Genomic DNA, 24,618 nt, shown 5'->3' with positions numbered 1-24,618 from the left:
GTTTCGCGCCCGCTGCGCCGAATGGCGGTGCCGACTGCTCGTTCTTGATCGAATACTGCACCACCGGGTGCCGTGTCCGCGGATCGGGAGGTGCGGGTTGGTGGGGTTCACCGGTGAGCGATTCACCGCTGTGACCAGCGGAGTTCTCATGCTGGTGGTGCCGACGCTGGCGATGCGGGGCGATTCGACCGTGCAGCCGCAGCAGCGCCCTCCGGAGTCCGATCCCGCGCCGAAGCGACCCTCCGGCGAACCGGGTGTGAACGGGCGGTTGCCCGAGGACCGGGCGCTGAGCCCGGGCTTCTACGACGACCTCGACCGGGGTCGCGTCGGGCGCGGCACCGGTCGGCTCGGAAGCATTCCGGAGGGCACGCTCGGCATCCCGGGTGTCGTGCTGGCCGCCTACCAGCGCGCGGAGCGGTCGTTGGCGGCGTCCGATCCGGCGTGCGGGCTGCACTGGTCGGTGCTGGCAGGCATCGGCCGGATCGAGTCCAACCACGCGCGCGGCGGGCAGGTCGACCGCTCGGGCCGGACGTTCTCGCCCATCCTGGGTCCGCGGCTCAACGGCGGGCCGGGGATCGCGGCGATCTCGGACACCGACGGCGGCCGCCTCGACGGGGACTCGGTGTGGGATCGGGCGGTCGGGCCGATGCAGTTCATCCCGAGCACCTGGCGCGGTTACGCCGCCGGCGGCGACCCGCACAACGTCTTCGACGCGGCGCTGGCCTCCGGGCGCTACCTGTGCACCGGCAGCGGGAACCTGCGCGACCGCGCGCAACTGGCCGCCGCGATCTTCCGCTACAACCCCTCGGAGACCTACGTGCGCGCGGTGCTGGCCTGGGCCGACCGCTACGCGCGCGGCGTCGTGCCGACCGCGGGCCTGCCACCGGGCAGCCCGGATCCCGGCGGTTCGCTGCTCGACGTGCCTCCCGGCGCGCCGATGAGCACGGCCGGTCCCGCGGGCGCGCCGCCGGGTCCGGGAGCGCCCCCGCCACCGCCGCCCGCTCCGGTCGCCGGTCCGGGGCCTGCCCCCGCTCCGCCGCCCCCTCCGGCTTCGGAGCCCCCGCCTCCGCCACCGCCTTCGGACCCGCCGCCACCGCCGCCCTCGGAACCGCCACCCCCGCCACCACCGTCTTCCGAGCCCCCGCCGCCACCGCCGTCTTCGGAGCCGCCACCCCCGCCGCCGAGCTCCTCGACGCCCCCGCCGAGCGAACCGCCGCCGCCTTCGAGCACCGAGAGCCCCGAGTCGACCGCCGAACCGGAGCCGACCTCCAGCACGTAGGACGGTGACCTTCCGGGTACCTCGGTCGTTCTGCACGCGGGAGCAGTGCGTTCGAAGGAGACGGGTCTGTGGACGTGAGCGAGTACCTGGAGCACGACGGTCTCGGCCTGGCCGGGTTGATCGCCGAGGGCGAGGTCACCGCGCCGGAGGTGCTGGCGGCCGCGCGGGAACGCGCCCGGGCGGTGAACCCGCGGATCAACGCCGTCGTGCGCAGGCTCGACGAGCACGCCGACCAGCGGGCCGCGCAGCCGCTCACCGGGCAGTTCGCCGGGGTGCCGTTCCTGCTCAAGGACCTCCACCAGGACCTGGCCGGATACCCGACGTCCAACGGGTGCCGGGCGTACCTGAACCGGCCCGCGACGTGGACCAGCACGGTGGTGCAGCGCTGGCTGGACGCCGGGCTGGTGATCTTCGGCAAGACCAACACGCCCGCCTTCGGCGTCAAGGGAACCACCGATCCGGAGGTGTTCGGACCGACGCGCAACCCGTGGAACCTCGAGCGCACCCCGGGCGGCTCGTCGGGCGGCAGCGCGGCTGCCGTGGCGGCGGGCATCGTGCCCGCAGCGGCGGCCAGCGACGGCGGCGGGTCGATCCGGATCCCGGCGGCCTGCAACGGGCTGGTCGGGCTCAAGCCGGGCCGCGGGTTGGTGCCCGCGGGGCCCGGCGCGGGAGAACCGCTCAACGGGCTGAGCACCAACGGCGTGATCTCGCGCACTGTCCGGGACACCGCCGCGCTGCTCGACGTCGTCATCGGCGAGGAAGCCGACAGCCCCTTCGCCGCGGCGAAGCCCGGCGGGCTGCTGGACGCGCTGGAAGCACCGCCCGGTCGGTTGCGCGTGGGCTGGACCGCGCGCTGCGCGCTGCGCCCGGAACCGCACCCCGAGGCGGTGCGCGCGGTCGAGCGCGCCGCGGAACTGCTCGCCGAGCTCGGCCACGAGGTCGAGGAGGTCGACCCGCCGCACGACGACCGGCAGCTCGGCCGCGATTTCCTGAGCATCTGGATCGTCGGGCAGGCCATCGAGCTCGCCAGGGCCAAGCGCGAGACGGGGTGCGGCGACGAGGGCTTCGAGCTGGAGACCTTGCTGCTGGCCGCGCTGGGCGAGGCCGCCAGCGCGGTGCGGACGCAGGCGGCGCAGGAGCGCCGCGCCGAGCACACCGCGGCGCTCGCGGCCTTCCACGACCGCTACGACCTGCTGCTCACCCCGACCCTGGCCGAACCGCCGATCCGCATCGGCTCGCTGGACATGCCCGCCGCGCAGCGGTTCGCGGGCAGGCTGGCGCTGCGCACCGGGACCTCCCGGCTGCTCAAGCACCTCGGCGTGGTCGACGAGGTAGTGGAGCGCAACCTCGCGTGGGTGCCGTTCACCCAGCTGGCCAACCTCACCGGTCGCCCCGCGATCAGCCTCCCGCTGCACCGCACACCCGACGACCTGCCGCTGGGCGTGCAGTTCGTCGGACCGCTGCGCAGCGAACCGACCCTGCTGCGGCTGGCCCGCCAGCTGGAGGAGGCCGCGCCGTGGAGCATGCCGAGCGGCTTCGCCTGACGGCGCGCGGGATCAGGCGAAGCTGCGCTCCTTCCGCTGGAAGGGGCGCATCAACACCCGGTGCGCCGGTTTCTCCACCAGCTTGGTCAGCGCCCAGCCCAGCACCGTTCCGGTGACCAGCATCGCCGCCACCTGCGGTCCCGGGCCGAACCCGTGGTCCTGCAGCTTGCGCATCACCACGTAGCCGAACGCCTGGTGCATCAGGAACACGCCGTAGGAGATGCCGGCGAACCAGGTGATCGCGCGCTGCGCGGGGACGGGGATGACGCGGTCCCAGTCCGGGCCGCGCGCCACCAGCGCCAGCACGCACATCCCGATCCACACCGCGACCGTGGACCCCCAATCGGCGACCAGGCCCTCGGGCGTGTTGGCGTAGTTGTGGAACGCCTGCGCGATCATGCACGCCACCAGCAGCGCCGCGAAGTGGCCGTCGCGGATCCGCCGCGTCGACCACATCCAGATGGCGACCCCGGCGATGAACAGGTGCCAGCGGTGCAGGCCGAACCCGTCGACGATCATGCGGTAGGTCTCCGGCGGCTCGCCGACGCGGACCGGCCACAGCATCAGCGGGACCAGCACCGCGGCCCACATCACCGCGATCATCCGCTTGCCGTGCCCCCAGCGGCTGGCGTAGAGCAGGCTCGCCGCGGTGAAGCCCATCAGCTGCATCGGCACGGTCCAGTGCGAACCGTCCAGGAACCAGTAGTCCTGCGGTTTCCAGTGCCACAGCATCAGCAGGTTGGCCCGCAGATCGGCCGGCCCCGGGAAGAACCAGCCCTCGATCGGGAAGGCGCGCAGCAGCAGGTAGATCACCACCACCGCGGCCAGGAACGACGGCAGCAGTCTGGCGATGCGGCCCCACCAGTACTTCAGCAGCGAACCGCGCCCCATGGTCACGCAGGCGAAGTAGGCCGAGACGACCAGCAGCATGCTTGCGCCGACCTGGAACGGGAAGGTCACCGGCCGCGGTGCGAGCTCCGGGTGCAACCAGGTGCTCAGGCTCGTCGAGTGGTAGAGCATCACCAGCACGACGCAGCCCGCGCGCACCAGGTCCCAGCTGATCTTCCGACGGCTGCTCGCCACTTGTTTCGTCCTCCGTGCCGAAAATTCCCGCTGCGGCGTGCGCGCGGCCACGGCGCGCGTTCGGGCAGCGGAGAGCCGGACGTGCGTCCGGCCCCCCGAGAAGCCAGGCGCGCGCCCGGCACGTGCGCGCAATGCTCACTCGAACGGACGAAGATCCGCATCGGGGACAACACCCATTTCGGGCGTGGGGGTCGTCGCAGCACCCTCGGGGCGGGTCGTGGCCGCGCCGGGCGCACCGCGATAGTTGTGCTGACCGCTCGCGGAGGAGGTGATGGACGGTGTCGTTGTTCTGGCGCGTGTTCCTGCTGAACGCGGCCGTGTTCGTGGCGGGCGCGGCGGTGCTCATGCTCAGCCCGGCCACCATCTCCGCCCCGGTCTCGCCGACCGAGGTGGTGGTGCTGCTGGCCGGGCTGGTGGTGATGCTCGTCGCGAACCTGGCGCTGCTGCGCATCGGATTCGCCCCGCTGGGGCGGCTCATCCGCGCCATGACCTCGGTGGACCTGCTGCGCCCCGGAGCCGCCCGCCCCGAGGTCCGCGGGCGCGGGGAGGTCGCCGAGCTGATCTCGGCGTTCAACGCGATGCTCGACCGCCTGGAGGTCGAGCGCGCCACCAGCAACGCCCGCGCGCTGTCGGCCCAGGAGTCCGAGCGCCGCCGGATCGCCCGCGAGCTGCACGACGAGGTCGGCCAGAGCCTGACCGCGGTGCTGCTGGAGCTCAAGCACGTCTCCGACGAGGCGCCCGCGGAGGTCTCCGGCAAGCTGAACCAGGTCCAGGAGATCACCCGGGACAGCCTCGACGAGATCCGCCGCATCGCCCGCAGGCTGCGCCCGGGCGTGCTGGAGGAGCTCGGGCTGGCCAGCGCCGTGAAGTCGCTGACCACCGAGCTGCACGACCACGCGGGCCCGGCAGCCCGCTACCGCGTCGACGGCGAGCTGCCCGCCCTGGACGACTCCGCTGAGCTGGTGATCTACCGGGTGGCCCAGGAGAGCATCACCAACGCCGCTCGCCACGCCGCCGCCCACCGCCTCGACGTGCTGGTGCGCAGCGACGAGCACGGCGTGCGGCTGCGCGTGCGCGACGACGGGCACGGCATCGGCGAGGCCCCCGAGGGCGCGGGCATCCGCGGCATGCGCGAACGCGCGCTGCTCGTCGGCGCCCGGCTGACCATCGGCGATGCGCCCGGTGGCGGCACCGAAGTCCTCCTCCACCTGCCGAACAGGAGCGCTTGAACCCATGGCCGAGACCCGGATCCTGCTGGCCGACGACCACGCCCTGGTCCGCCGGGGCGTGCGGATGATCCTGGACAACGAACCCGATCTGACCGTGGTCGCCGAGGCGGGCGACGGGGTCGAGGTGGTCGAGCTGGCCACCGCGGACCCGCCGGACCTGGCGATCCTGGACATCGCCATGCCGCGGCTGACCGGGCTGCAGGCCGCCAAGCAGCTCTCCCGCAGGCTGCCCGAGCTGCGGATCCTGATCCTGACCATGTACGACAACGAGGAGTACCTCTTCGAGTCGCTCAAGGCCGGGGCCTCGGGGTACGTGCTCAAGTCGGTGGCCGACCGCGACCTGGTGGAGGCCTGCCGCGCGGCGATGCGCGGCGAGCCCTTCCTGTACCCGGCAGCGGTGACCGCGCTGATCCGCAGCTACGTCGACCGGGCCGGGCAGGGCGGGGTGCCGGACAAGGCGATCACCGACCGCGAGGAGGAGATCCTCAAGCTCGTCGCCGAGGGCAATTCCTCGAAGGAGATCGCCGACCTGCTGTTCATCAGCGTCAAGACGGTAGAGCGCCACCGCGCCAACCTGATGACCAAGCTCGGCATGCGCGACCGCCTCGAGCTCACCCGCTACGCGATCCGGGCCGGCCTCATCGAGCCCTAGCAGCTCGGCCGGAAACCTCACGCCCGAGGAGCGTGAGGTTTCCGGCCGAACTGCTCCGTGCGCTCAGCGACACCAGAGTTCGCTGGGAGAACAACGCCCCAGGTGGATTTTCGGCGCTCTCCCGCGCCCGTGCGCCGGGCCGCTGCCGCGCTGGTCAACAGCGGTACTCCGCGCCCGCTGGCGTGCGGCTCAGAAGCGCCGGGGGAGCGGTCGGTCGCGCTGCGGGCCCTTGCTCCGAATCCGATCGCGATTAGTGTCGGATCCGACGTCGGAATTCCGGCCCCGGCGGATTCGCCGGTGCGCGCGCGTTCGTTTTCGAGCGATTCGAGGAAAGGGACAATGTCGAAAGACGTTCAGGTCGACAGCACGAGCGAATTCTTCCGAGTTCACGAGCAGGAATTCGGCGACGACCCCTTGGCGGTCCGGCAGAGCGACCACTACGCCCAGGAGTACGTCGGCGGCATCGTCGACAAGTGGGACGATCTGATCGACTGGCCGCGCCGCGCCGAAGGCGAGGGGCGCTTCTTCGTCGACCAGCTCAAGTCGCGCGGTGCGCAGCGGGTTCTCGACGCCGCCACCGGTACCGGCTTCCACTCCGTGCAGCTGCTGGAGGCGGGCTTCGACACCGTCAGCGTCGACGGCAGCCCGCAGATGCTGGCCAAGGCCTTCCGCAACGGCCTGCAGCACGGCGGTCACCTGCTGCGCGTGGTCAACGCCGACTGGCGGCAGCTCAACCGCGACGTGCACGGGGAGTTCGACGCGGTGATCTGCCTCGGGAACTCGTTCACCCACCTGTTCTCCGAGCACGACCGGCGCAAGGCGCTCGCCGAGTTCTACGCGATGCTCAAGCACGACGGCGTGCTGATCATCGACCAGCGCAACTACGACGCGCTGCTGGACGGCAAGACCACCGGCAAGAGCACCTACTACTACTGCGGCGAGCAGGTCGACGCGGTCCCCGACCACGTCGACGAGGGCCTGGCCCGCTACAAGTACACCTTCGACGACGGCGGCGAGTACTACCTGAACATGTACCCGCTGCGCCGCGACTACCTGCGCGGGCTGCTGCGCGACGTCGGGTTCCAGCGCATCGACACCTACGGCGACTTCCAGGAGACCGCCACCGAGCACGAGCCCGACTTCTACATCCACGTCGCCGAGAAGAGCTACCTCGCCGAGCTCGGCGACTGAGGCGACGACCGCGGCGCCGGTGAGCTCACCGGCGCCGCGGTTTCAGCTGCAGGTCCGCCTCGATGCGGGCCGCGGTCCTGGCCAGCAGCGGGACGATCTCCCGCCGCACCCCCTCCTCGGTGGAGGAGTGCACGTCCAGCGAGACGTTCGCCGCCGCGCACACCCCGCCGTCGGCGTCGTGCACCGGGACCGCCACCCCGCGCAGGCCCTCCTCGAGCTCGTCGTCGGCGATCACGTATCCCTGCTTGCGGATCTCGGCGAGCTCGGCCAGCAGCTCCTCGCGGGTGGTGACGGTGTGCCGGGTGAGCGCGGGCAGGTCCGCCGAGCGCAACCCCGCCTCCAGCCGCTCCGGGGCCACCGCCGCCAGCAGCACCTTGCCCATCGAGGTGGCGTGCGCGGGCAGCCGGGTCCCCACCGGGATCGCGACGCCCAGCAGCTTCGGGCTGGGCACCTGCGCGACGTAGCGGATCTCGGTGTCCTCCAGCACGGCCAGCGCGGTCATCTCGCGCACCTCGGCGGTCAGCCGCCGCAGGTGAGGCTCGGCGATCTGCGGCAGCGACCGGCCGGACAGGTAGGCGTGCCCGAACTCCAGCACCTGCGGCGTCAGGGCGAAGCGGCGCTGCTCGTGGCGCACGTAGCCCAGGTCGACCAGCGCCAGCAGGATCCGCCGCGCTCCGGCCCGGTCCAGACCGCTCGCCTCGGCGACCTCGGTCAGCGTCAGCTCGGCCCGCTCGGCCGAGAACGCCCGGAGCACGGCCAGGGTCCGCTCCACCGAACGCACGCAACACCCCCGTCTCGATTCTCGTGACCAGGGATTTTAATCCATCAACCCAGGGTGATCGGTGCGCTGCGCCCGCTACCCGGAGCACTCGGCGGGCACCGCGCCCGCGAGCATCCCCCAGCCCTTCGGGCTGAGGGGCAGGTGGTCGCCGCCGCACCGCGGGCAGCAGGCTCCGCGGTGCGGCGGGATCGCGGACCGCGGCGTCGAAGTCGGCCACCCCGCCGAACTCGCCCCGAGCGCGGTCGACGAGCTGGTCGGTCCGGCGATCGTTGCCATCGGTGGTCGATCCGAGCCGTCGCTCACCGCCAGCGCCGAGGCGCGAGCGCACCTCCGGGCTGCTCAGTGAGCTGCGCACGGCCCGCCGATGTCGCGGGTGCCGCTCAGCGGGTGCCGGCCAGCCTCGGGATCACCCCGCCGGCCAGGATCGCCTCGACCTGCTCGCGGGACAGCGCGTGCCGCGCGCGGAAGCGCAGGCCGCGGGTCTCGTTCCGGATCTCGATCTCGTTCCCGGAGCGCAAGGCCTCGGGCAGGTCCTCCAGCACGAGCACGTCGTCGCGCTCGATCGAGTCGTAGTCTGCCGGGTCGGCGAACGTCAGCGGGACGATCCCGAAGTTCGCGAGGTTCTGCCAGTGGATGCGCGCGAACGACTTGGCCACCACCACGCGCAGTCCCAGGTAGCGCGGCGCGATCGCGGCGTGCTCGCGCGAGGAGCCCTGCCCGTAGTTGGAACCGCCGATCACGACGTGCGGTTCGCGGGCGCGCGCCGGGTACTCCTCGTCGAGGCGGGTGAAGCTGAACTCCGCCAGCTTCGGGATGTTCGAGCGGTACGGAAGGGCCCGCGCCCCGGCGGGGGAGATCTCGTCGGTCGACACGTCGTCGCCTGCCTTGAGCAGGACCGGGGCCTCGACCCGCTCCGGGAGCGGATCGAGTTCGGGCAGCGCCGAGATGTTCGGGCCCTTGACCGGTTCGACCTGGCGCGCCCGCGCGGGCTCCTCCGGGGCCACCAGCATCGCGGTGTTGATCGACGCCTCGGCGGGCAGGTCGAGCTTCGGGGGAGTGCGGCCCATCTCGCGCGGATCGGTGATCACGCCCGCCAGCGCCGAAGCGGCCGCCGTCTCCGGCGAGCACAACCACACCGAGTCCTCCGGGGTGCCCGACCGGCCGGGGAAGTTGCGCGGGAACGTCCGCAGCGAGTTCGTCCCCGACGCCGGTGCCTGCCCCATCCCGATGCACCCCATGCAACCGGCCTGGTGGATCCGCGCACCGGCCGCGACGAGGTCGAACGTCGCCCCCATCTTGGTCAGGTCCGACAGGATCTCCCGCGACGTCGGGTTCACGTCGAAGCTCACCGAGTGGTCGGTCTGCCGGCCGCGGACGATCGCGGCGGCCACCGCGAAATCCCGCAGGCCCGGGTTCGCCGACGATCCGATCACCGCCTGCCCGATGGGCTCGCCCGCGACCTCGCGCACCGGGACCACGTTGTCCGGAGCCGAGGGCTTGGCGATCAGCGGTTCCAGGGCGGAGAGGTCCACGCGGTCCTCGACGTCGTACTCCGCGCCCGGATCGGCCTGCCACTCCTCGAAGTCGGCTTCCCGGCCCTCGGCGCGCAGGAACTCGCGCACGGCGTCCTCGGCGGGGAACACGGTGGTCGTGGCACCGAGCTCGGCGCCCATGTTCGCGATGACGTGCCGGTCCATCGCCGACAGCCCCGCGAGTCCCGGTCCGTGGTACTCGATGATCCGGTTCACCCCGCCGGAAACCCCGTGGCGGCGCAGCATCTCCAGGATCACGTCCTTGGCCGACACCCAGTCCGGCAGCTCGCCGTCCAGCCGCACGCCCCAGATCTCGGGCATCCGGATCCGCAGCGGCTGGCCCGCGATCGCCAGCGCGACCTCCAGCCCGCCGACGCCGATCGCCAGCATCCCCAGCGAACCCGCGGCGCAGGTGTGCGAGTCGGAGCCCACCATCGTCTTGCCGGGGATCCCGAACCGCTGCATGTGCGTCGGGTGCGACACGCCGTTGCCCGGCTTGGAGAACCAGATCCCGTAGCGCTGGCAGGCCGTGCGCAGGTACTCGTGGTCCTCGGCGTTGAGCTGGTCGGCCTGCAGCAGGTTGTGGTCGACGTACTGCACGCTGCGCTCGGTGCGCGCCCGGTCCAGGCCGAGCGCTTCGAGCTCCTGCATCACCAGCGTGCCGGTGGCGTCCTGGGTGAGCGTCTGGTCGATCGACAGCCCGATCGGCTCTCCCGGAGTCATGTCCCCCTCGACCAGGTGCGGAGCGATGAGCTTGTGCGCCAGGTTCCGCGCCATCGACGCCTCCTTCCGACGGGGTGCCGCGTTCCGGAGTACCCCGCCGGAAGGCGCTGGAAACCTTCAGCCGCGCAGCGCGATTCCAGGCACCGCACCGGTTCGGCCGGAGGTCGCCGAACCGGAGGGATCGCTGATCGGCGCCGCCTCGTGCAATACCGGTGCGTCGATGAGAGGCATGCCCCCGGGGCAGGAACGCACCCGGGGGGCATGCCGTGGCGACCGCGGGGCAGTTCGCCGCTCAGGTGACGCGCGGGGCGAGTTCGGCAGCGGCCTTCGCGGTGGCCTCGAGCAGCTGTTCCGGGGCGGCGCCTGAGGCAGGTTCGGATTCGGCGACGAACACGGTTCGACGCTGCTGGTCGGAGTCGTAGTTGTGCCCGGTGAACTCGACGGTCGGCAGCACGGGTCGGGTGTCGCCGGTGCCGTGGCGGTCGATCAGCGCCGTGAACCGACGAGCTTCGGAAGCCGAGCGCATCCGGACCTCCGATACCAGCACCCAAATCCGGCCGCCCTCGTAGGAGACGGGGAACTGCACCCGCCGCATGCTGCGACACGGATGGCGCGCGAAGAAGTCCTGGACCTCGCCGAAGCTCAGGCTCGCGCACTCAACTGCGTCGAGCGTGTTGTTCGCTCCCTTGCGCAAACCCAACCGTCGCCACGCCTGGCCTGGCTTGCCGCGGCGCACGTCCCGCTTCGCCTTGGACAAGTTGCTCTGCACGTTGCGCACCACGGCCGACTCAGCCGCCGACATCGCGGCCGACCCGGTCGTGCCGCCCACCGCGCCGCCACCTGCGCTGGCGGCGAGCGCCACGGCGACCCCGCCTGCGACCACGGCGCCCGTCGACCCGCTCTTGCCCTTGATCGGGTACTTCGTTCCGTCCGGACGCGTTCGAATGGATGGTGGCACGCTGATCCCCCTTTCAGTCAGGCGAACGCATGGTGCTCACTCGAAGAAGTCCAGGCGGCCGAATGGACGAAGATCACCCGTCCGCAGTAGGCGCGAACGGGGTGCGAAAAGCGCGGTTCAGCCCGGAACTGCTCGGACCGATCGCTTCGCGGGTCTAGGGGCGGTCGTCGACTTGGTGGCCGGCGACCGCGATCCGGGCGGCTCTGGTGGACTTCCGGACCACCAGGTCCGGGGTGTAGCCGTGCTTGGTGAACACGCCGTTGAGCCAGAACGTGCCGTAGCCGTGGGCCTGGGTGAACAGCTGCTCCATCAGCTCCAGGGCTTCGGGGGCCGGTGCGATCTGCAGGCAGCGCAGCAGGAACTGGTCGGTGAGCCTGCGGACCTGGTCGTGCAGCTCGGCGTGCTGCTCGCCCTGCAGGGCCTCGGCGTTGATCAGCTCCATGCCCGCGCGGCGGCCGATGAGGCTGGCGGTGTAGGCGCCCGCGGCGGCCGCCAGCGACTCCGCGACGTCGTCGTGGGCTTCGGCCGCCTCGGCGACCTCGTCGGCCAGTCGGCGCGCCAGGTCGGCGGCGACCGCGGCCAGCAGGCTCTCCCGCTCGGCGAAGTGCCGGTACGGGGCCGCCGCGCTCACCTTGGCCCTGCGGGCCACCTCGGCCACCGAGAACCCGTCCAGCCCGCGCTCGGCGATCAGCTCGAGCCCGACGCGCACGAGCTCGGCGCGGAGATCGCCGTGGTGGTACTTGCCGCCCATGTCCTGGCTCACATCCGTCGCGGGGAATGCGCATCTCTGCGCGCGGGTTCCAATGTAAGAGGTCTCTTACACGTGGGGGTCCTCGTCGAGTTCTTTGGAGGGTTCATGAGCACGATCACGCACGCTATCGCCGCGCAGTCGCCGGGGGCACCCCTGGCGCCGACGACGATCGAGCGACGTGACCTGCGGTCGAACGACGTGCTGATCGACATCAAGTTCGCCGGGATCTGCCACAGCGACATCCACCAGGTCGAGGAGGACTGGGGCTCGGCGATCTTCCCGATGGTCCCGGGCCACGAGATCGCCGGCGTGGTCGCCGCCGTCGGTGACGGCGTGACCAAGTACCAGGTCGGCGACCGGGTCGGCGTGGGCTGCATGGTCGACTCCTGCGGCGAGTGCGAGCACTGCCGGGCGGGCACCGAGCAGTTCTGCGTCGAGGGCAACGTCCAGACCTACAACGGCGTCGGCTTCGACGGCGAGAACACCTACGGCGGCTACAGCCAGCACGTCGTGGTGCAGGCGAACTTCGTCTGCGGCATCCCGGAGGGCATCGAGCTCGACGTCGCCGCGCCGCTGCTGTGCGCCGGCATCACCACCTACTCCCCGCTCAAGCAGTGGGGCGCGGGTCCGGGCAAGAAGGTCGCCGTGGTCGGCCTGGGCGGGCTCGGCCACATGGCCGTCAAGATCGCCAACGCGATGGGCGCCGAGGTCACCGTGCTGAGCCAGAGCCTCAAGAAGCAGGCGGACGGGCTCGAGCTGGGGGCCGTGGACTACTTCGCCACCAGCGACGAGACGACCTTCACCGACAACCGGGGTCGCTTCGACCTGATCCTCAACACCGTGTCCGCCCAGCTGCCGGTCGACGCCTACCTGAGCCTGCTGCGCCCGGGCGGTGCGATGGTCAACGTCGGCGCTCCCGGCGAGCCGCTGTCCTACAGCGCCTTCTCGCTGATCGCGGGCAACAAGACCCTGGCCGGTTCGATGATCGGCGGTCTGCCCGAGACCCAGGAGATGCTGAACTTCTGCGCCGAGCACGGCATCGGCGCGGAGATCGAGACGATCTCGGCCGACCAGGTCAACACCGCCTACGAGCGGGTCACCAACAGCGACGTGCGCTACCGCTTCGTGATCGACACCGCCACGATCGGCGCGTGAGCCGTCGTTCCGGGCGCTGACGATCGCGGCCGCGGGTCCTCCGGGGGCTCGCGGCCGCGTCAGCCCCGCGACCAATCGGGTTGCCGCTTCTCCAGGAACGCCGCCATGCCCTCCGCGGCGGCCGGGGTCTGCGACGCGGCGGCCATGACCTCCAGCGCGATGGCGTAGGCGTCCCGCTCCGGACGCCCCAGCTGCGCGTAGAGGGTCTGCTTGCCCAGGGCCTTGCTCGCCCGGCTGCCGCGGGTGGCCCGACCGAGCAGCTCGGCGACCGCGTCGTCGAGCTCGGCGTCGGGCACCACCCGGTTGACCAGACCCCAGTCCAGCGCCGTGGCGGCGTCGACGACGTCGCCGGTCAGCGCCATCTCCATCAACCGCTTGCGGCCGATGTTGCGCGCCACCGGAACGGCCGGGGTGTGGCAGAACCAGCCGCCCTTGCCGCCCGGCAGCGCGAAACCGGCGGACTCGGCGGCCACCGCGAGATCGCAGGCGCCGACCAGCTGGCAGCCCGCCGCGGTCGCCAATCCGTGCACCCGGGCGAGCACGACCTGCGGCGCGGACTGGACGGCGTCCATCAGCTCGGTGCACAGCGCGAGCAGGTCGCGCACCCCGGCGTGGTCCCGCGCCGCCACGTCGCCGAAGTCGTGCCCGGCCGAGAACACCGGGCCCTCGCCGGCGAGCACGATGCCCGCCGCATCGGTCTCGCCCGCCTCGCGGAAGGCCGCCAGGAGCTCGGCGAGGTGCTCCTCGGACAGGGAGTTGCGGCGCTTCGGCCGGGCCATGGTGATCGTGATGACCTCGTCGGTCCGCTCGCTGCGGATGTGCTCGTAGTCACCCATGCCCGCACCGTACTAGGAACTGCTCGGCAGCTTCCCCGCTCGGCGGTGCGGGCAGCGGAAGCCGCGCCCCACGTCCGATGCGCGCCGGTCGGACCCGGCACGGAAACGGCGGCTCCGCGGCGTTCTCGAACGGCTCGGCGCGAACCCCGGTGACCCCGGCGGGAGCTCGGGGTCAGGCCGGACCGCCCGCGCTGCTCTCCCGGACCTCCAGGCGGTGCGCGGCGGCCGCGAAACCGGGCTCCTCGGTGAGCTCGCCGGAGAGCCGGCCGGTCAGGCGGCTCAGCGCGAGCTCGGCGATGCCGTCCTTGTCCGGCGAGACAGTGGTCAGCCGCGGCGTGCTGAAGCGGCCCTCCTCGATGTCGTCGAAGCCGACCACCGCCACGTCCTCGGGCACCCGCAGGCCGTGGTCGGCCAGCGAGCGCATGGCGCCCAGCGCCAGCGTGTCGTTGAAGGCGAACACCGCGTCGAACGGCGTGCCCGCGGCCAGCAGCTCGTCCATCGCCCGCATGCCGTCGGCGCGCCGGAAGCGACCGGCGTGCAGGATCAGCGCCGGGTCCAGCGGGATGCCCGCCGCCGCGAGCGCCTCGGCGTAGCCCTGCTTGCGCAGCGTGACCGGGCCCGCGTAGAAGTCGTCCTCGCCGATCATCGCGATCCGGCGGCGGCCCTGGGCCAGCAGGTGCTCCACGGCCTGCCTGCCGGCGGCGACGTTGTCGATGGCGATGTGGTCGACCTCGGCGTCGTAGAACCGCTCGCCGAGCAGCACCGTCGGCCGCGAGCTCGCGCACGCGCGCACCTGCTCGGGCCGCAGCGACAGCGGGCTGAGGATCAACCCGTCGATGAGGTGCGCGCGGAACCCCTTGGCCACCAGCAGTTCCTTGTCCGGGTCGCCGCCGGTCTGGTCCAGCAGGACCGTGCGGTCGAAGCGCTCGGCCGCGCGCTGCACGGCTCCGGCGAGCTCGGCGAAGTAGGGCAGCTCGATGTCGGGCACGGCGAGCGCGATGATCCCGGTGCGCCCGTTCTTGAGCAGCTTGGCCGCCGGGTGCGGTCGGTAGTCCAGCTCCTGGACCGCTTGCTGAACGCGCTCCCGCGTGCGCGCGGAGATGTGCGGCCGGTCGTTGAGCACATTGGACACCGTTTTGACCGAAACGCCCGCTCGCGCGGCGACGTCCTTGAGGCTCATGGCCGTCCGGGTGCCGCCGGACGGGCCGGGCTCGGATTTGGGCACCTGCGTTCTCCTGTCCCCCTGACCCGCGCTGGGCCGCGTCGCTGTGATGCGACCACTCTACCGCCGGAGCAGTAAACGATGGAAAAAATGCCGTCCGGGGTGCTGCCAACAGATCGCATTCCGGGGCCCTCCGCCAGCCCCGGCGGGCCAGATGAGATCGGCCTCACAGGGTCGGCGGCGACGGCCGGGTGGGAAATCCGGGGCCGGTCGGGAAAACGGGCGTCGTGCGGGAACGGGTTGGGCCGTTGGTGTGTTGACCGTCTGGATAGCGCTTTCCTAGGTTGGCGGAGTTGTCCGCTTTCCAGGGAGGACGAAGATGTCCGGAACGATGACGCGACGCCTGGCCACCGGCCTCGCCGCGGTGGGGCTGGTCGTCGCCGCCGCTGGTGGTGCCTCCGCCGAGGCGCAGGCCGACCACCCGGTCGGCGAGACCATCCAGGTCGCGGCGGGGGAGACCTTCGACGGCGGTGGCGACCGCTACTACGGGACCGGGGATCTCGGCGGCGGCGATCAGGAGGAGGGCCAGGGCCCGATCTTCGAGCTCGCCGACGGCGCCCAGCTGTCCAACGTGGTGCTCGGGTCCCCGGCCGCCGACGGGGTGCACTGCCTCGGCAGCTGCACCTTGCGCAACGTGGTGTGGGAGGACGTCGGCGAGGACGCGGCCACGTTCGAGGCCGAGGACCCGGCGGCGACCATGACCGTCGACGGCGGCAGCGCGGCGCTGGCCGACGACAAGGTCTTCCAGCACAACGGCCCCGGAACCATGATCATCCGCAACTTCGAGGTCTCCGACTTCGGCAAGCTCTACCGCTCCTGCGGCAACTGCAGCACCAACCCGGTGGAACGGCACGTGGAGATCTCCGACGTGACGGCCACGGCCCCCGACACCGCGCTGGCCGGCATCAACGTCAACTACGGCGACACCGCCACGCTCGACGACATCACGGTGGTGGGAGACCGCGAGATGGACATCTGCGTCTGGTACGAGGGCGTCACCGACGGCGAGCCCTCCGAGATCGGCAGCGGTCCCAGCGACCAGTGCCGATACGACCCCGGGGCGATCCGCTACGAGTAGCGCCGGCGCACCCGTTCGCGCGCGGAAGGCCTCCTCCCGGATTGCTAGCCTGATTCTGCAGGGCAGAGATGGGGAGGCCTCCGTGTCGCGGGCGTTCGACGAGCTGATCGTCGGTGCCGAGCTGATGGCCGGCGCCGCGAACGTGGTGATGCAGCTGGCCCGGCCGGGCGTCGGCTACGGCGTGGTGGAGAGCTCGGTGGACTCCGGGAACCTGTTCCTGCACCCGTTCAAGCGCGCCCGCACCACCTTCACCTACCTCGCCGTGGCGACCTCGGGCACCGCGCAGGACAAGCGCGTCTACCGGCGCGCGGTCGACCGCGCGCACGCCCGGGTGCGCTCCACCGAGCGGAGCCCGGTGCGCTACAACGCCTTCGACCCGGAACTGCAGCTGTGGGTCGCCGCGTGCCTGTACAAGGGGTTCGAGGACGCGTTCGAAGCTCTGAGCGGCAGCAGGCTCTCCGACGCGCAGCGGGAGGCCGCGTACGCCGGTGCGGCGCCGCTGGGCACCACCCTGCAGGTGCGGCCGGAGTCCTGGCCGGCGAGCCGCGCGGAGTTCGGGCGGTACTGGCAGTCGCAGCTGGAGCACGTGCGCGTCGACGAACCGGTGCGCGAGCACCTGATGGCGGTGGTGGAGCTGCGCTTCCTCCCCGCGGTGCTGCGGGTTCCCCTCGCTCGGCCGAACAGGTTCGTGACCACGGGTTTCCTGCCGCCGGTGTTCCGGGAGCAGATGCGGCTGCCGTGGACCGAGCGCGATCAGCGCCGCTTCGACCGCTTCACCCGCGCGGTGGGCGCGGTCGCCCTGCGCCTGCCCGGCCCGCTGCGACGCTTCCCGTTCAACGCCTTCCTCCGGGACTTCCGCTGGCGCGTCCGCACCGGGCGCCGGTTGGTGTGAGCGGTTGCCGGGATCCGGTTCGACCGGCGCACGTCAGGCGTGCCCGGCGTCCGCTGAGCCGCCCGGGGACTGCTGCCCGCACCGAGCAGAGCAACTCGTGAGCAGCTCCTAGCGCTTCTGCCTGCGGCTGCCGCCGTGCCAGTCCTCCTGGACGCCCACGTCGTCCTCGCCGACCCCGAGCGCGCGCAGTTGCGGCCGCTCGCGCAGGCTGCGCTTCAGCTCGGCGAAACCGGGGAAACCGGCCAGGCCGACGACGTGGTCCCACAGCTCGAGCGCCTGCTCGGCGTCGGGCAGGCGACTGATCACCGGGCCGAAGAACGCCACGCCCGTCGGCGGTTCGAAGTGCAGGATCGGCGTGCCGACGTCCTTGCCGGTCAGGGAGAGCGCTTCATCGGTCTCGGCCCGGATCTCCGCGTCGCGGCCGTCGTCGTCCAGCGCCTCCGCCAGCTCGTTCGGCAGGCCCGCTTCGGCCAGGACCGGTTCGACGAACTCGCGGGTGCCGCGGTACCCGGGGTCCTCGGCGTCCCCGGCCGGTTCCCGGTCGAAGATGCGGCTTCCCATGGCGGCGTAGAGCCGGGCCACGGAGTCGCGGCCGTGCTCGGCGCGAGCGCGAGCCGCCACCCGCAGCAGGCGGAGCCCGGCGGTGTGGCCGGCCTCGTACTCCGGCGGGAAGTGCGCGTCGTAGTCGACCTCGGCGTTGACCAGGCGCAGCGAGATGAACCGCCAGTCCACCTGGTAACCGCGCTGCTCCTGCACGATGCGCACCCATTTGCTCGTCATCCAGCAGAACGGGCACACCGGGTCGAAGTAGAAGTGGACGTCCGCATCGGCCATCTCCCGAGGCTAGCCCACGTCGCCGCGCCGCACAGCGAACAGGCGATCGATCGCGGAGGCGCCCGCGCGGCATCAGCGGTCCGACCACGCCCGCCAGAGCCGGGCGTAGGGTCCGCCGGCCGCGAGGAGTTCGGCGTGCGGGCCCTGCTCGACCACGCGCCCGGCCTCCAGCACGACGATCCGGTCGCAGGCCGCGGCCTGGTCGAGGCGGTGGGCGACCACCAGCGCGGTGCGACCGGCCAGGACCCGGTCGGCAGCGGCCTCCAGCTCGCGGGCGCCCGCGCTGCCCGCCTCGGCGGTGGCCTCGTCGAGGATCGCGATCGGGTGCTCGCCGAGGGCGAGGCGGGCCAGCGCCAGCTGCCGGGCCTGCGCGGCGGTCAGCCGGTGCCCGCCGTCGCCGACCACGGTGTCCACGCCGCGGGGCAGCGCCTCCGCCCAGCCGAGCGCTCCCGCCGCGCGCAGGGCCTCGCGCAGCTCGGCGTCGGTGGCTCCGGGGCGGGCGAGCCGGAGGTCCTCGGCCAGCGGGCCGGCGAAGACGTGGACCTCCTGGCTGACCAGCGCCACCTCCGCGCCGACGGACCGGCCCAGCTCGTCCAGGGCGATCCCGCCGATGCGGATCGCGCCCCTGGTCGGCAGGTGCACCCCGGCGATGAGCTTGGCCAGCGTCGTCTTGCCGGCCCCGCTCGCGCCGACCAGCGCGACCCGCTCCCCGGCGCGGACCTCCAGGTCGACGTCGTCGAGGACCGGCTGGCCGGGCCGGTGCTCGTGGCCGAGGGCGGCGATCTTGATGGAGCCGTCGGTGCGCGCGGCGGCGGTGTCGTCCCCGTCCTCGGGCAGGTCGGCGACGCCGACCAGGCGAACCAGCCCGGCCAGCGCGATCTGCGCGTCGTCGACCAGCCGCAGCGCCGCGTTGATCGGGTTGAACAGGTTGTGGAAGTACAGCGCGGCCGCGCTGGCCGTGCCGATCGTGGTCGAACCGGTGGACACCAGCGCGAACCCGGTGGTCAGCACCGCGGTCAGCCCGACGAACTCGGCGAGGTTGAGCCGGTTGTAGAAGCCGGTCAGCAGGTCGACCCCGCGCAGCATCAGCTCGACCGCGCGCCAGGACCGCTCGCGCACCTTCCTGCGGTGCGCCGCCTCCAGGCCGAAGGAGCGCACCGTGCGCGCACCGCCGACGGTGTCGAGCAGCTGGTGCTGCTGGGCGCCCGCGGCCACCCGCTGCTCGGCGTAGAGCGGTTCCGCGCGGCGCCGGTACCAGCGCACCGCGGCCACGTGGATCGGCGCGACCACCAGCGCCACCAGCGCGAACCGCCAGTCCAGCAGGACCAGCGCGACCAGCGTGAGCACGATGGTCAGCCCGGATCTGACCAGCTCCGGAAGCGCGATCCGCACCGCCTGACCGACCGTGCTGACGTCGTTGGCCACTCGCGAGGTGAGATCGCCGGAACCGGCGCGCTCGACGCGCTCCAGCGGCAACGCCAGGGCGCGCGCGACGAACCGCTCGCGCAGCGCGGCCAGCGCGGACTCGCCGAACTCGGCGACGTCGGCCAGCCCGCGCGCGGTGAGCACTCCCTGGCCGAGCACGGCCAGCAGGATCAGCAGCACCGGTGCGGTGATCTCCTCCGGGCTGCCGCCGGAGGCCACGACGTCGATGATCCGGCCCAGCAGCGGTGCGATCAGCAGCCCGAGCCCGGTCGCGGCGAGCAGCAGCGCGAAGGCGCGCAGCACGACCGCGCGGTGAGGGCGCAGCAGCTGGGCGACCGCGGCGCGGGTGCGCGCGCGGTCGGCGGTGGGCAGCAGGCTCACGCCAGCACCACCGCCCGGTAGTCCGGGTCGGCCAGCAGCTGCGCGTGCGGGGCGACCGCGCCGGAGTCGGCGAACACGACCCGGTCGGCGACCGAGAGCAGCGCAGGGCTGGTGGTGACCAGCAGCGTGGTTCTGCCGGTGCGGACCTGCCTGATCCCTTCCGCGATGCGGGCTTCGGTCACCGCGTCCACCGCGGTGGACGGGTCGTGCAGCACCAGAACGGGAGCCGCGGCGGCAAGGGCGCGGGCCAGCGCGACCCGCTGGCGCTGACCGCCGGACAGCGATCGGCCGCGCTCGGCCAGCACGGTCCCGGCCCCCTCGGGCAGCGCGCGGATCACCTCGTCGGCGGCCGAGGCGGTCAGGGCCCGATCGAGCTCCGGGCGCGGGGCGCCCGCGGTGATGTTGTCGTGCACCGATTCCTCGAACAGGTCCGCGTCGTGCGCGGCGACCAGCAGCGCGGCGCGCAGCTCCGGGACGTCGACCGCCGCGATGTCCTGCCCGTCGAGCTCGACCGACCCGGAGTCGGGGTCGGTCTCGCGCCCGAGGCACGCCAGCAGCGCCGCCGCGAGGCGGGGATCGCCGGTGACCACGCCGGTCAGCTCGCCGGGTGCGGCCTCGAAGTCGACGCGCGAGCCGCCGAGTCCCACCCGGACGCGGAGCTCGCCGCGCGCGGGCCGGTGGAGCCGGGCGGTCCCCGCGCGCACCGCGCCCGGTGCGCGGAGCACCGCGTCGATGCGCTCGGCCGAGGCGCGGGCGAGCGCCAGGTCGCCGTTGACGAAGGAGAACGTCTGCAGCGGGCCGAGCAGGAACTGCGCCAGGCCGACCGCGGCGACCAGGCCGCCGACGCTGATCTCCCCGCGCGCCGCCAGCCGGCCGCCGACCAGGGCGATCACCGCGATCAGCACGCCGGTCGCCACCAGCATCCCGCCGTCGTGCCAGGCCTTGGCCCGCGCGGCGCGCAGCGTGGCGTGCAGCGAGCGCGCGCTGGTGTCCCGGTAGCGGGCCACCGCGGCCGGAACCGCGCCGATGCCCTTGAGCACGCGCAGACCGGAGACCAGGTCGGCGGCCATCCCGGAGGCCCGCGCGGCGCGCTCCTGCTCTGCGGCACCGCGCCGCTCCAGCGGTCTGCCCAGCAGGTGAGCCAGGAACAGCAGCAGCGGTGTGCCCAGCAGCACGACCAGCCCCAGCACGGCGGAGATGCGCAGCAGCGCGACCGCCGCGACGAGCAGCCCGCACAGCGCGGCCAGCCCGATCGGCAGGGCGAGGTTGACCGCCCCCACCCGCTTGGCGTCGTTGGTGGCGATGTTGACCAGCTCGCCGGGGAGCCGGTCGGATTCCGCTCCGCCGCGCGGGTCCAGCACCCGCCGGGAGAGGTCGAGCCGCAGCTGGTGGGCGGCCAGGTGGGAGGCCCGCTCGCCCAGCCGGGCGCCCTGGCGGAAGCTCGTCGCCAGCACCAGGAACACCGCCCCGAGAACGGCGATCAGCAGCGCGAAGCGGTCGGGGGAGCGGGTGGTCACGGCTTCGTCGAGCACCAGGCCGATCAGCACCGGCACCAGCGCCTCGGCGCCCTGGTGGAGCGCCGAGAGGACCGCGCTCGCGCTCACCGGTCGCCACTGCCCGCGGATCGCGGTGCCGAGCGCCCCGCGCGCTCCTCGCGTCATCGCGCCCTGCCCTTTCCGCTCGCGGCTTTGCCGGACAAGGCTACGTCGGCTTAACCCGTCCGGAGGTATCGACCGGTGGATGAGCCGAGCCTCATCACAGCGCGTATATTCGTGCGTGCTATTCGTTCAGTCATAAGTGAAATCAATCCGGTGAACCCCGCCTGCGGTGCGATCGCAGCGAGGCCGGAGAGATCATCCGTCCGGGCGACGTGTCGCACCGGCGAACGCGCGCTCGGGTCGTGAACCATGATCACCATGAGCAGTTCCCGCCGAGGTGTCATCTCGGATTCGCTCGCCGCGGCCCGCAACGTCCGGCCCTGGCTGCAGACCGGGGAGCTCGGGGTCCCCGAGAGCAAGGTCTGGCAGGCGCTGCGCGGAGCGCCCGCCGAGGCCGCGTCGAAGCCCGGGCGGCATCGGCGCTGCGAGGACGAGCTCGATCACCGGAGGTGAGCTCGGCGCGGTACGACTCCCGCCGACCCGGGTAGTGGATCTAGAGTCGGGCGGGTGATCGGTCGGCGCGGCGTCCTGCGCCGGGCCCGGGCGCGGGCGGAAAATGCGCGCGTGCCGGAGCCCGCGATGACGGCGCCGTTGCCGGCCTGAACCGCAGTCGGACCCTGGTGAGCGGAGCGTGTGATGGGCGTGGAGTCGACCGACCTGCTGGCCGAGCTGCGGAGGCGCGGCGTCGACGACGTCTCCGACGCGAGCCTGACGCGGGCGCTGTACTCCTCCGACGCCTCGCTCTACCGCGTCGTGCCGCAGGCCGTCGCGCGCCCGCGCGACCCAGACGAGCTGCCCGCCGTGCTGGAGGCGGCGCGCGAGCTCGGCGTGCCGGTGACCATGCGCGGCGCGGGCACCTCGATCGCGGGCAACGCGGTGGGCCCGGGCATCGTGGTCGACACCCACCGGCACCTCAACCGGGTCCTCGACATCGACCCGGAGGCCGGGACCGCGCGGGTCCAGCCCGGCGTGGTGCACGCCCAGCTGCAGCGCGCCGCCGCGCCGCACGCGCTGCGCTTCGGCCCCGACCCCTCGACGCACACCCGCTGCACGATCGGCGGGATGATCGGCAACAACGCCTGCGGCTCCCGCGCGCTCGGCTACGGCCGCACCGCCGACAACGTCACCGGCCTCAAGGTCGCATTCGGCACCGGCGAGGTCGCCCGGACCGGCGAGCACTCCAAGGCGCGGGTGGCGCTGGAGGCGCTGGCCGACGATCACCTCGCGCACATCCGCACCACCTTCGGCCGGTTCTCCCGGCAGGTCAGCGGCTACTCGCTGGAGCACCTCCTGCCCGAGCAGGGGCGCAGGCTGGAGCGCTTCCTCGTCGGTTCCGAGGGCACCCTCGGCATGGTCCAGGAGGCCACCGTCCGGCTGGTCGGCGACGAACCGCACCGCAGGCTGGTGGTGCTCGGCTACCCCTCGATGGCCGAGGCCGCCGACGCGGTGCCGGGAGTGCTCGACGCCGCGCCGGGCAGGCTGATCGCCTGCGAGGGGCTGGACGCGCGCATCGTCGACCTCGCCAAGGCCAGCGGAACCTCCGTGCCCGCGCTGCCGCACGGCGGCGGCTGGCTGTTCGTGGAAGTCGCGGGCAGCGACTCCGCGGCCCTGGCCGCCGACGTGATCTCCTCCGCCGAGGCGCTGGACCACCGCGAGGTCATCGACCCGGGCGAGGCGGCCGCGCTGTGGCGCATCCGGGAGGACGGGGCGGGGTTGGCCGCGCGCAGCCTGGAAACGCCGGCCTACCCGGGCTGGGAGGACGCCGCGGTGCCGCCGCCGCAGCTCGGCACCTGGCTGCGCGAGTTCGAGGAGCTGCTCTCCGAGCACGGGCTGCACGGCGTGCCCTACGGGCACTTCGGGGACGGTTGCGTGCACGTGCGGGTGGACTTCCCGTTCGCGCCGGGGGATCCGCGCGGCAACCAGGTCTTCCGGGAGTTCATGACCGCCTGCGCCCGCAGGCTCAGCGAGCACGGCGGCTCGCTGTCCGGTGAGCACGGCGACGGCCGGGCCCGGTCCGAGCTGCTGCCGCTGATGTACGACGCGGAGTCGATCCGGCTGTTCGGCGCGGTCAAGCAGATCTGCGATCCCGGTGGCGTGCTCAACCCGGGCGTGCTGGTGGACCCGGCGCCGATCGACGCCGACGTGCGGCCCAACCGGCCGAGCAAGCCGGTCACCCCGGCGCTGCGGCTGCTCCACGACGGGGGATCGCTGGCCGAGGCCGCGCACCGCTGCACCGGTGTCGGCAAGTGCGTGGCGCCCAAGACCGGTGGCGTGATGTGCCCGTCCTACCTGGCCACCAGCGAGGAGAAGGACTCCACGCGCGGTCGCGCCCGCGTGCTGCAGGAGGCGCTGGACGGCTCGGTGGTCGACGGGCTCGCCGATCCGGCGGTGCACGAGGCGCTGGACCTGTGCCTGTCCTGCAAGGGGTGCGCCTCGGACTGCCCGACCGGGGTGGACATGGCCACCTACAAGGCCGAGGTGCTGCACCAGACCTACCGCGGCAAGCGCCGCCCCCGCAGCCACTACACCCTGGGACGGCTGCCGCGGTGGGCCAAGCTCGGCGCACCGCTGGCGCGGGTGGCCAACGCTATGCTCGGGGTGCGGCCGCTGGCGGGCCTGGCCCGCGCCGTCGCCGGCATCGACCAGCGCCGGTCCATCCCCGCCTTCGCGCGCCGAACGCTGCGCGCGGGTGCGCGGGAGTACAGCCGCCTCGAACCCGACGTGTGGATCTGGGCGGACTCGTTCACCGACCACTTCCTGCCGGACCGCGGGCACGCGGCCATCCGGCTGCTGGAGGCGGCGGGCCTGCGGGCCAGGGTGATCGAGCAGGACGCCTGCTGCGGGCTGACCTGGGTGACCACCGGCCAGCTCGACGAGGCCAGGGCGATCGTGGAGCAGAGCGCGGCGGTGCTGGCTCCCTACGTGGAGTCCGGGGTGCCGGTGATCGGGCTGGAACCGTCCTGCCTGGCGACCCTGCGCTCGGACGCGGTGGAGCTCACCGACGACCCGCGGGCCCGCGAGGTCGCCGCGGGCGTGCGCACGCTCGGCGAGCTGCTCGTCGAGGTCGGCTGGACGCCACCGGACCTCACCGGCGTCGAGGTCGTCGCGCAACCGCACTGCCACCATGCGGCGGTGCTCGGCTGGGCCGCCGACGAGAAGCTGCTGGCCGACGCCGGGGCGAAGGTCACCAAGGTGCCGGGGTGCTGCGGCCTGGCCGGGAACTTCGGCATGGAGAAGGGCCACTACGAGGTGTCCAAGGCCGTGGCCGAGACGCACCTGCTGCCGGCGGTGCGCGAGCACCCCGGCGCGGTCGTGCTCGCCGACGGCATGTCCTGCAGCCACCAGCTCGACGACCTCGCCGGGGTCCCGTCGGTGCACCTGGCCGAGCTCCTCGCCGCCCGGGTCTGAGGCCGC

Annotated in this window: 21 protein-coding genes; 11 read left to right on the top strand and 10 right to left on the bottom strand. The window is 72.9% G+C overall.

The genetic code is table 11. The annotated features are described in order from the left end of the window. The first annotated feature begins 100 nt into the window (after positions 1-100). Together ACFQRI_RS18875 and ACFQRI_RS18870 are read left to right on the top strand one after the other, a co-directional pair. Entirely contained in the window at positions 101-1,279 is a 1,179-nt protein-coding gene (locus tag ACFQRI_RS18875) for a lytic transglycosylase domain-containing protein (protein ID WP_380670401.1), read from the top strand. 68 nt (positions 1,280-1,347) lie between these two features. Continuing rightward, positions 1,348-2,823: an amidase gene (locus ACFQRI_RS18870; RefSeq protein WP_380670399.1), complete on the top strand. Its 1,476-nt coding sequence runs from the start codon at positions 1,348-1,350 to the stop codon at positions 2,821-2,823. A 12-nt stretch (positions 2,824-2,835) separates the two neighbouring features. Here ACFQRI_RS18870 and ACFQRI_RS18865 read toward each other — a convergent pair whose 3' ends face one another. Then, positions 2,836-3,906 carry an acyltransferase family protein gene (locus ACFQRI_RS18865; RefSeq protein WP_380670397.1) on the bottom strand — a complete coding sequence of 357 codons (1,071 nt, stop codon included), beginning with the start codon at positions 3,904-3,906 and terminating at the stop codon, positions 2,836-2,838. A 278-nt stretch (positions 3,907-4,184) separates the two neighbouring features. Here ACFQRI_RS18865 and ACFQRI_RS18860 point away from each other — a divergent pair, with 278 nt between their 5' ends. The 3 genes from ACFQRI_RS18860 (at position 4,185) to ACFQRI_RS18850 (ending at position 6,978) form a co-directional block, all read left to right on the top strand. Further along, the gene (locus ACFQRI_RS18860) at positions 4,185-5,135 is read left to right on the top strand and encodes a HAMP domain-containing sensor histidine kinase (protein WP_380670395.1); all 951 of its coding nucleotides are present in this window, start codon (positions 4,185-4,187) and stop codon (positions 5,133-5,135) included. Between the two features lie 4 nt (positions 5,136-5,139). Beyond that, complete coding sequence (locus ACFQRI_RS18855) at positions 5,140-5,787, top strand: response regulator (RefSeq protein ID WP_380670393.1); 648 nt, start codon at positions 5,140-5,142, stop codon at positions 5,785-5,787. A 339-nt stretch (positions 5,788-6,126) separates the two neighbouring features. Beyond that, positions 6,127-6,978 carry a glycine/sarcosine N-methyltransferase gene (locus ACFQRI_RS18850; RefSeq protein ID WP_380670391.1) on the top strand — a complete coding sequence of 284 codons (852 nt, stop codon included), beginning with the start codon at positions 6,127-6,129 and terminating at the stop codon, positions 6,976-6,978. A 25-nt stretch (positions 6,979-7,003) separates the two neighbouring features. Here the strand turns inward: ACFQRI_RS18850 and ACFQRI_RS18845 are convergent, their stop codons facing one another. Next, entirely contained in the window at positions 7,004-7,759 is a 756-nt protein-coding gene (locus ACFQRI_RS18845; RefSeq protein ID WP_380670389.1) for an IclR family transcriptional regulator domain-containing protein, read from the bottom strand. Between the two features lie 61 nt (positions 7,760-7,820). Here ACFQRI_RS18845 and ACFQRI_RS18840 point away from each other — a divergent pair, with 61 nt between their 5' ends. After that, entirely contained in the window at positions 7,821-8,105 is a 285-nt protein-coding gene (locus tag ACFQRI_RS18840) for a hypothetical protein (RefSeq protein ID WP_380670387.1), read from the top strand. Positions 8,106-8,139: 34 nt separating this feature from the next. Here ACFQRI_RS18840 and ACFQRI_RS18835 read toward each other — a convergent pair whose 3' ends face one another. The 3 genes from ACFQRI_RS18835 to ACFQRI_RS18825 all read right to left on the bottom strand — a co-directional run bounded on the left by ACFQRI_RS18835 (position 8,140) and on the right by ACFQRI_RS18825 (position 11,723). Continuing rightward, positions 8,140-10,068 (bottom strand): aconitate hydratase, encoded by a 1,929-nt coding sequence (locus ACFQRI_RS18835; protein WP_380670385.1) that lies wholly within the window; start codon positions 10,066-10,068, stop codon positions 8,140-8,142. Positions 10,069-10,306: 238 nt separating this feature from the next. Then, positions 10,307-10,876: a hypothetical protein gene (locus ACFQRI_RS18830; RefSeq protein WP_380670383.1), complete on the bottom strand. Its 570-nt coding sequence runs from the start codon at positions 10,874-10,876 to the stop codon at positions 10,307-10,309. 250 nt (positions 10,877-11,126) lie between these two features. After that, positions 11,127-11,723, bottom strand: a complete 597-nt coding sequence (locus ACFQRI_RS18825; protein WP_380670701.1) for a TetR/AcrR family transcriptional regulator — start codon at positions 11,721-11,723, stop codon at positions 11,127-11,129. Between the two features lie 105 nt (positions 11,724-11,828). Between ACFQRI_RS18825 and ACFQRI_RS18820 the strand changes: the two genes are divergently transcribed. After that, entirely contained in the window at positions 11,829-12,878 is a 1,050-nt protein-coding gene (locus ACFQRI_RS18820) for an NAD(P)-dependent alcohol dehydrogenase (RefSeq protein ID WP_380670381.1), read from the top strand. 59 nt (positions 12,879-12,937) lie between these two features. Here the strand turns inward: ACFQRI_RS18820 and ACFQRI_RS18815 are convergent, their stop codons facing one another. Both ACFQRI_RS18815 and ACFQRI_RS18810 read right to left on the bottom strand, forming a co-directional pair. Further along, on the bottom strand, positions 12,938-13,714 hold the full coding sequence (locus tag ACFQRI_RS18815; protein WP_380670379.1) for an enoyl-CoA hydratase-related protein: 777 nt from the start codon (positions 13,712-13,714) through the stop codon (positions 12,938-12,940). Positions 13,715-13,886: 172 nt separating this feature from the next. After that, positions 13,887-14,939, bottom strand: a complete 1,053-nt coding sequence (locus ACFQRI_RS18810) for a LacI family DNA-binding transcriptional regulator (protein ID WP_380670377.1) — start codon at positions 14,937-14,939, stop codon at positions 13,887-13,889. Between the two features lie 316 nt (positions 14,940-15,255). On the opposite strand from ACFQRI_RS18810, the gene ACFQRI_RS18805 reads away from it, so the two are divergent. Both ACFQRI_RS18805 and ACFQRI_RS18800 read left to right on the top strand, forming a co-directional pair. Further along, on the top strand, positions 15,256-16,014 hold the full coding sequence (locus ACFQRI_RS18805; RefSeq protein ID WP_380670375.1) for a pectate lyase: 759 nt from the start codon (positions 15,256-15,258) through the stop codon (positions 16,012-16,014). Positions 16,015-16,138: 124 nt separating this feature from the next. After that, positions 16,139-16,906: an oxygenase MpaB family protein gene (locus ACFQRI_RS18800; RefSeq protein WP_380670699.1), complete on the top strand. Its 768-nt coding sequence runs from the start codon at positions 16,139-16,141 to the stop codon at positions 16,904-16,906. 108 nt (positions 16,907-17,014) lie between these two features. On the opposite strand, the gene ACFQRI_RS18795 is transcribed toward ACFQRI_RS18800, so the two are convergent. From ACFQRI_RS18795 to ACFQRI_RS18785, 3 genes are all read right to left on the bottom strand, one after another. Then, positions 17,015-17,740 (bottom strand): mycothiol-dependent nitroreductase Rv2466c family protein, encoded by a 726-nt coding sequence (locus ACFQRI_RS18795; RefSeq protein WP_380670373.1) that lies wholly within the window; start codon positions 17,738-17,740, stop codon positions 17,015-17,017. Positions 17,741-17,812: 72 nt separating this feature from the next. Beyond that, positions 17,813-19,546: an ABC transporter ATP-binding protein gene (locus ACFQRI_RS18790; protein ID WP_380670371.1), complete on the bottom strand. Its 1,734-nt coding sequence runs from the start codon at positions 19,544-19,546 to the stop codon at positions 17,813-17,815. Then, positions 19,543-21,207 carry an ABC transporter transmembrane domain-containing protein gene (locus ACFQRI_RS18785; protein ID WP_380670369.1) on the bottom strand — a complete coding sequence of 555 codons (1,665 nt, stop codon included), beginning with the start codon at positions 21,205-21,207 and terminating at the stop codon, positions 19,543-19,545. The genes ACFQRI_RS18790 and ACFQRI_RS18785 overlap by 4 nt, the downstream gene beginning before the upstream one ends. 255 nt (positions 21,208-21,462) lie before the next feature. On the opposite strand from ACFQRI_RS18785, the gene ACFQRI_RS18780 reads away from it, so the two are divergent. Further along, entirely contained in the window at positions 21,463-21,657 is a 195-nt protein-coding gene (locus tag ACFQRI_RS18780) for a hypothetical protein (RefSeq protein WP_380670367.1), read from the top strand. A gap of 183 nt (positions 21,658-21,840) precedes the next feature. Further along, the gene (locus ACFQRI_RS18775; protein WP_380670365.1) at positions 21,841-24,612 is read left to right on the top strand and encodes an FAD-binding and (Fe-S)-binding domain-containing protein; all 2,772 of its coding nucleotides are present in this window, start codon (positions 21,841-21,843) and stop codon (positions 24,610-24,612) included. Positions 24,613-24,618 lie beyond the last annotated feature (6 nt).

Source organism: Saccharopolyspora griseoalba, from assembly GCF_042665275.1.
In the GTDB taxonomy this organism is placed as follows: Bacteria; Actinomycetota; Actinomycetes; order Mycobacteriales; family Pseudonocardiaceae; genus Saccharopolyspora; species Saccharopolyspora griseoalba.
The sequence above is the reverse complement of the archived record's forward strand: the minus strand, read 5'-3'. Positions and strand labels throughout refer to the sequence as shown.

Coding starts and splice junctions, on each gene's coding strand:
- ACFQRI_RS18855 (WP_380670393.1), top strand. CDS start 5,140: ATGGCCGAGACCCGGATCCTGCTGGCCGACGACCACGCCCTGGTCCGC.
- ACFQRI_RS18850 (WP_380670391.1), top strand. CDS start 6,127: ATGTCGAAAGACGTTCAGGTCGACAGCACGAGCGAATTCTTCCGAGTT.
- ACFQRI_RS18835 (WP_380670385.1), bottom strand. CDS start 10,068: ATGGCGCGGAACCTGGCGCACAAGCTCATCGCTCCGCACCTGGTCGAG.
- ACFQRI_RS18825 (WP_380670701.1), bottom strand. CDS start 11,723: ATGGGCGGCAAGTACCACCACGGCGATCTCCGCGCCGAGCTCGTGCGC.
- ACFQRI_RS18820 (WP_380670381.1), top strand. CDS start 11,829: ATGAGCACGATCACGCACGCTATCGCCGCGCAGTCGCCGGGGGCACCC.
- ACFQRI_RS18815 (WP_380670379.1), bottom strand. CDS start 13,714: ATGGGTGACTACGAGCACATCCGCAGCGAGCGGACCGACGAGGTCATC.
- ACFQRI_RS18805 (WP_380670375.1), top strand. CDS start 15,256: ATGTCCGGAACGATGACGCGACGCCTGGCCACCGGCCTCGCCGCGGTG.
- ACFQRI_RS18800 (WP_380670699.1), top strand. CDS start 16,139: ATGGCCGGCGCCGCGAACGTGGTGATGCAGCTGGCCCGGCCGGGCGTC.
- ACFQRI_RS18795 (WP_380670373.1), bottom strand. CDS start 17,740: ATGGCCGATGCGGACGTCCACTTCTACTTCGACCCGGTGTGCCCGTTC.
- ACFQRI_RS18785 (WP_380670369.1), bottom strand. CDS start 21,207: ATGACGCGAGGAGCGCGCGGGGCGCTCGGCACCGCGATCCGCGGGCAG.
- ACFQRI_RS18780 (WP_380670367.1), top strand. CDS start 21,463: ATGAGCAGTTCCCGCCGAGGTGTCATCTCGGATTCGCTCGCCGCGGCC.
- ACFQRI_RS18775 (WP_380670365.1), top strand. CDS start 21,841: ATGGGCGTGGAGTCGACCGACCTGCTGGCCGAGCTGCGGAGGCGCGGC.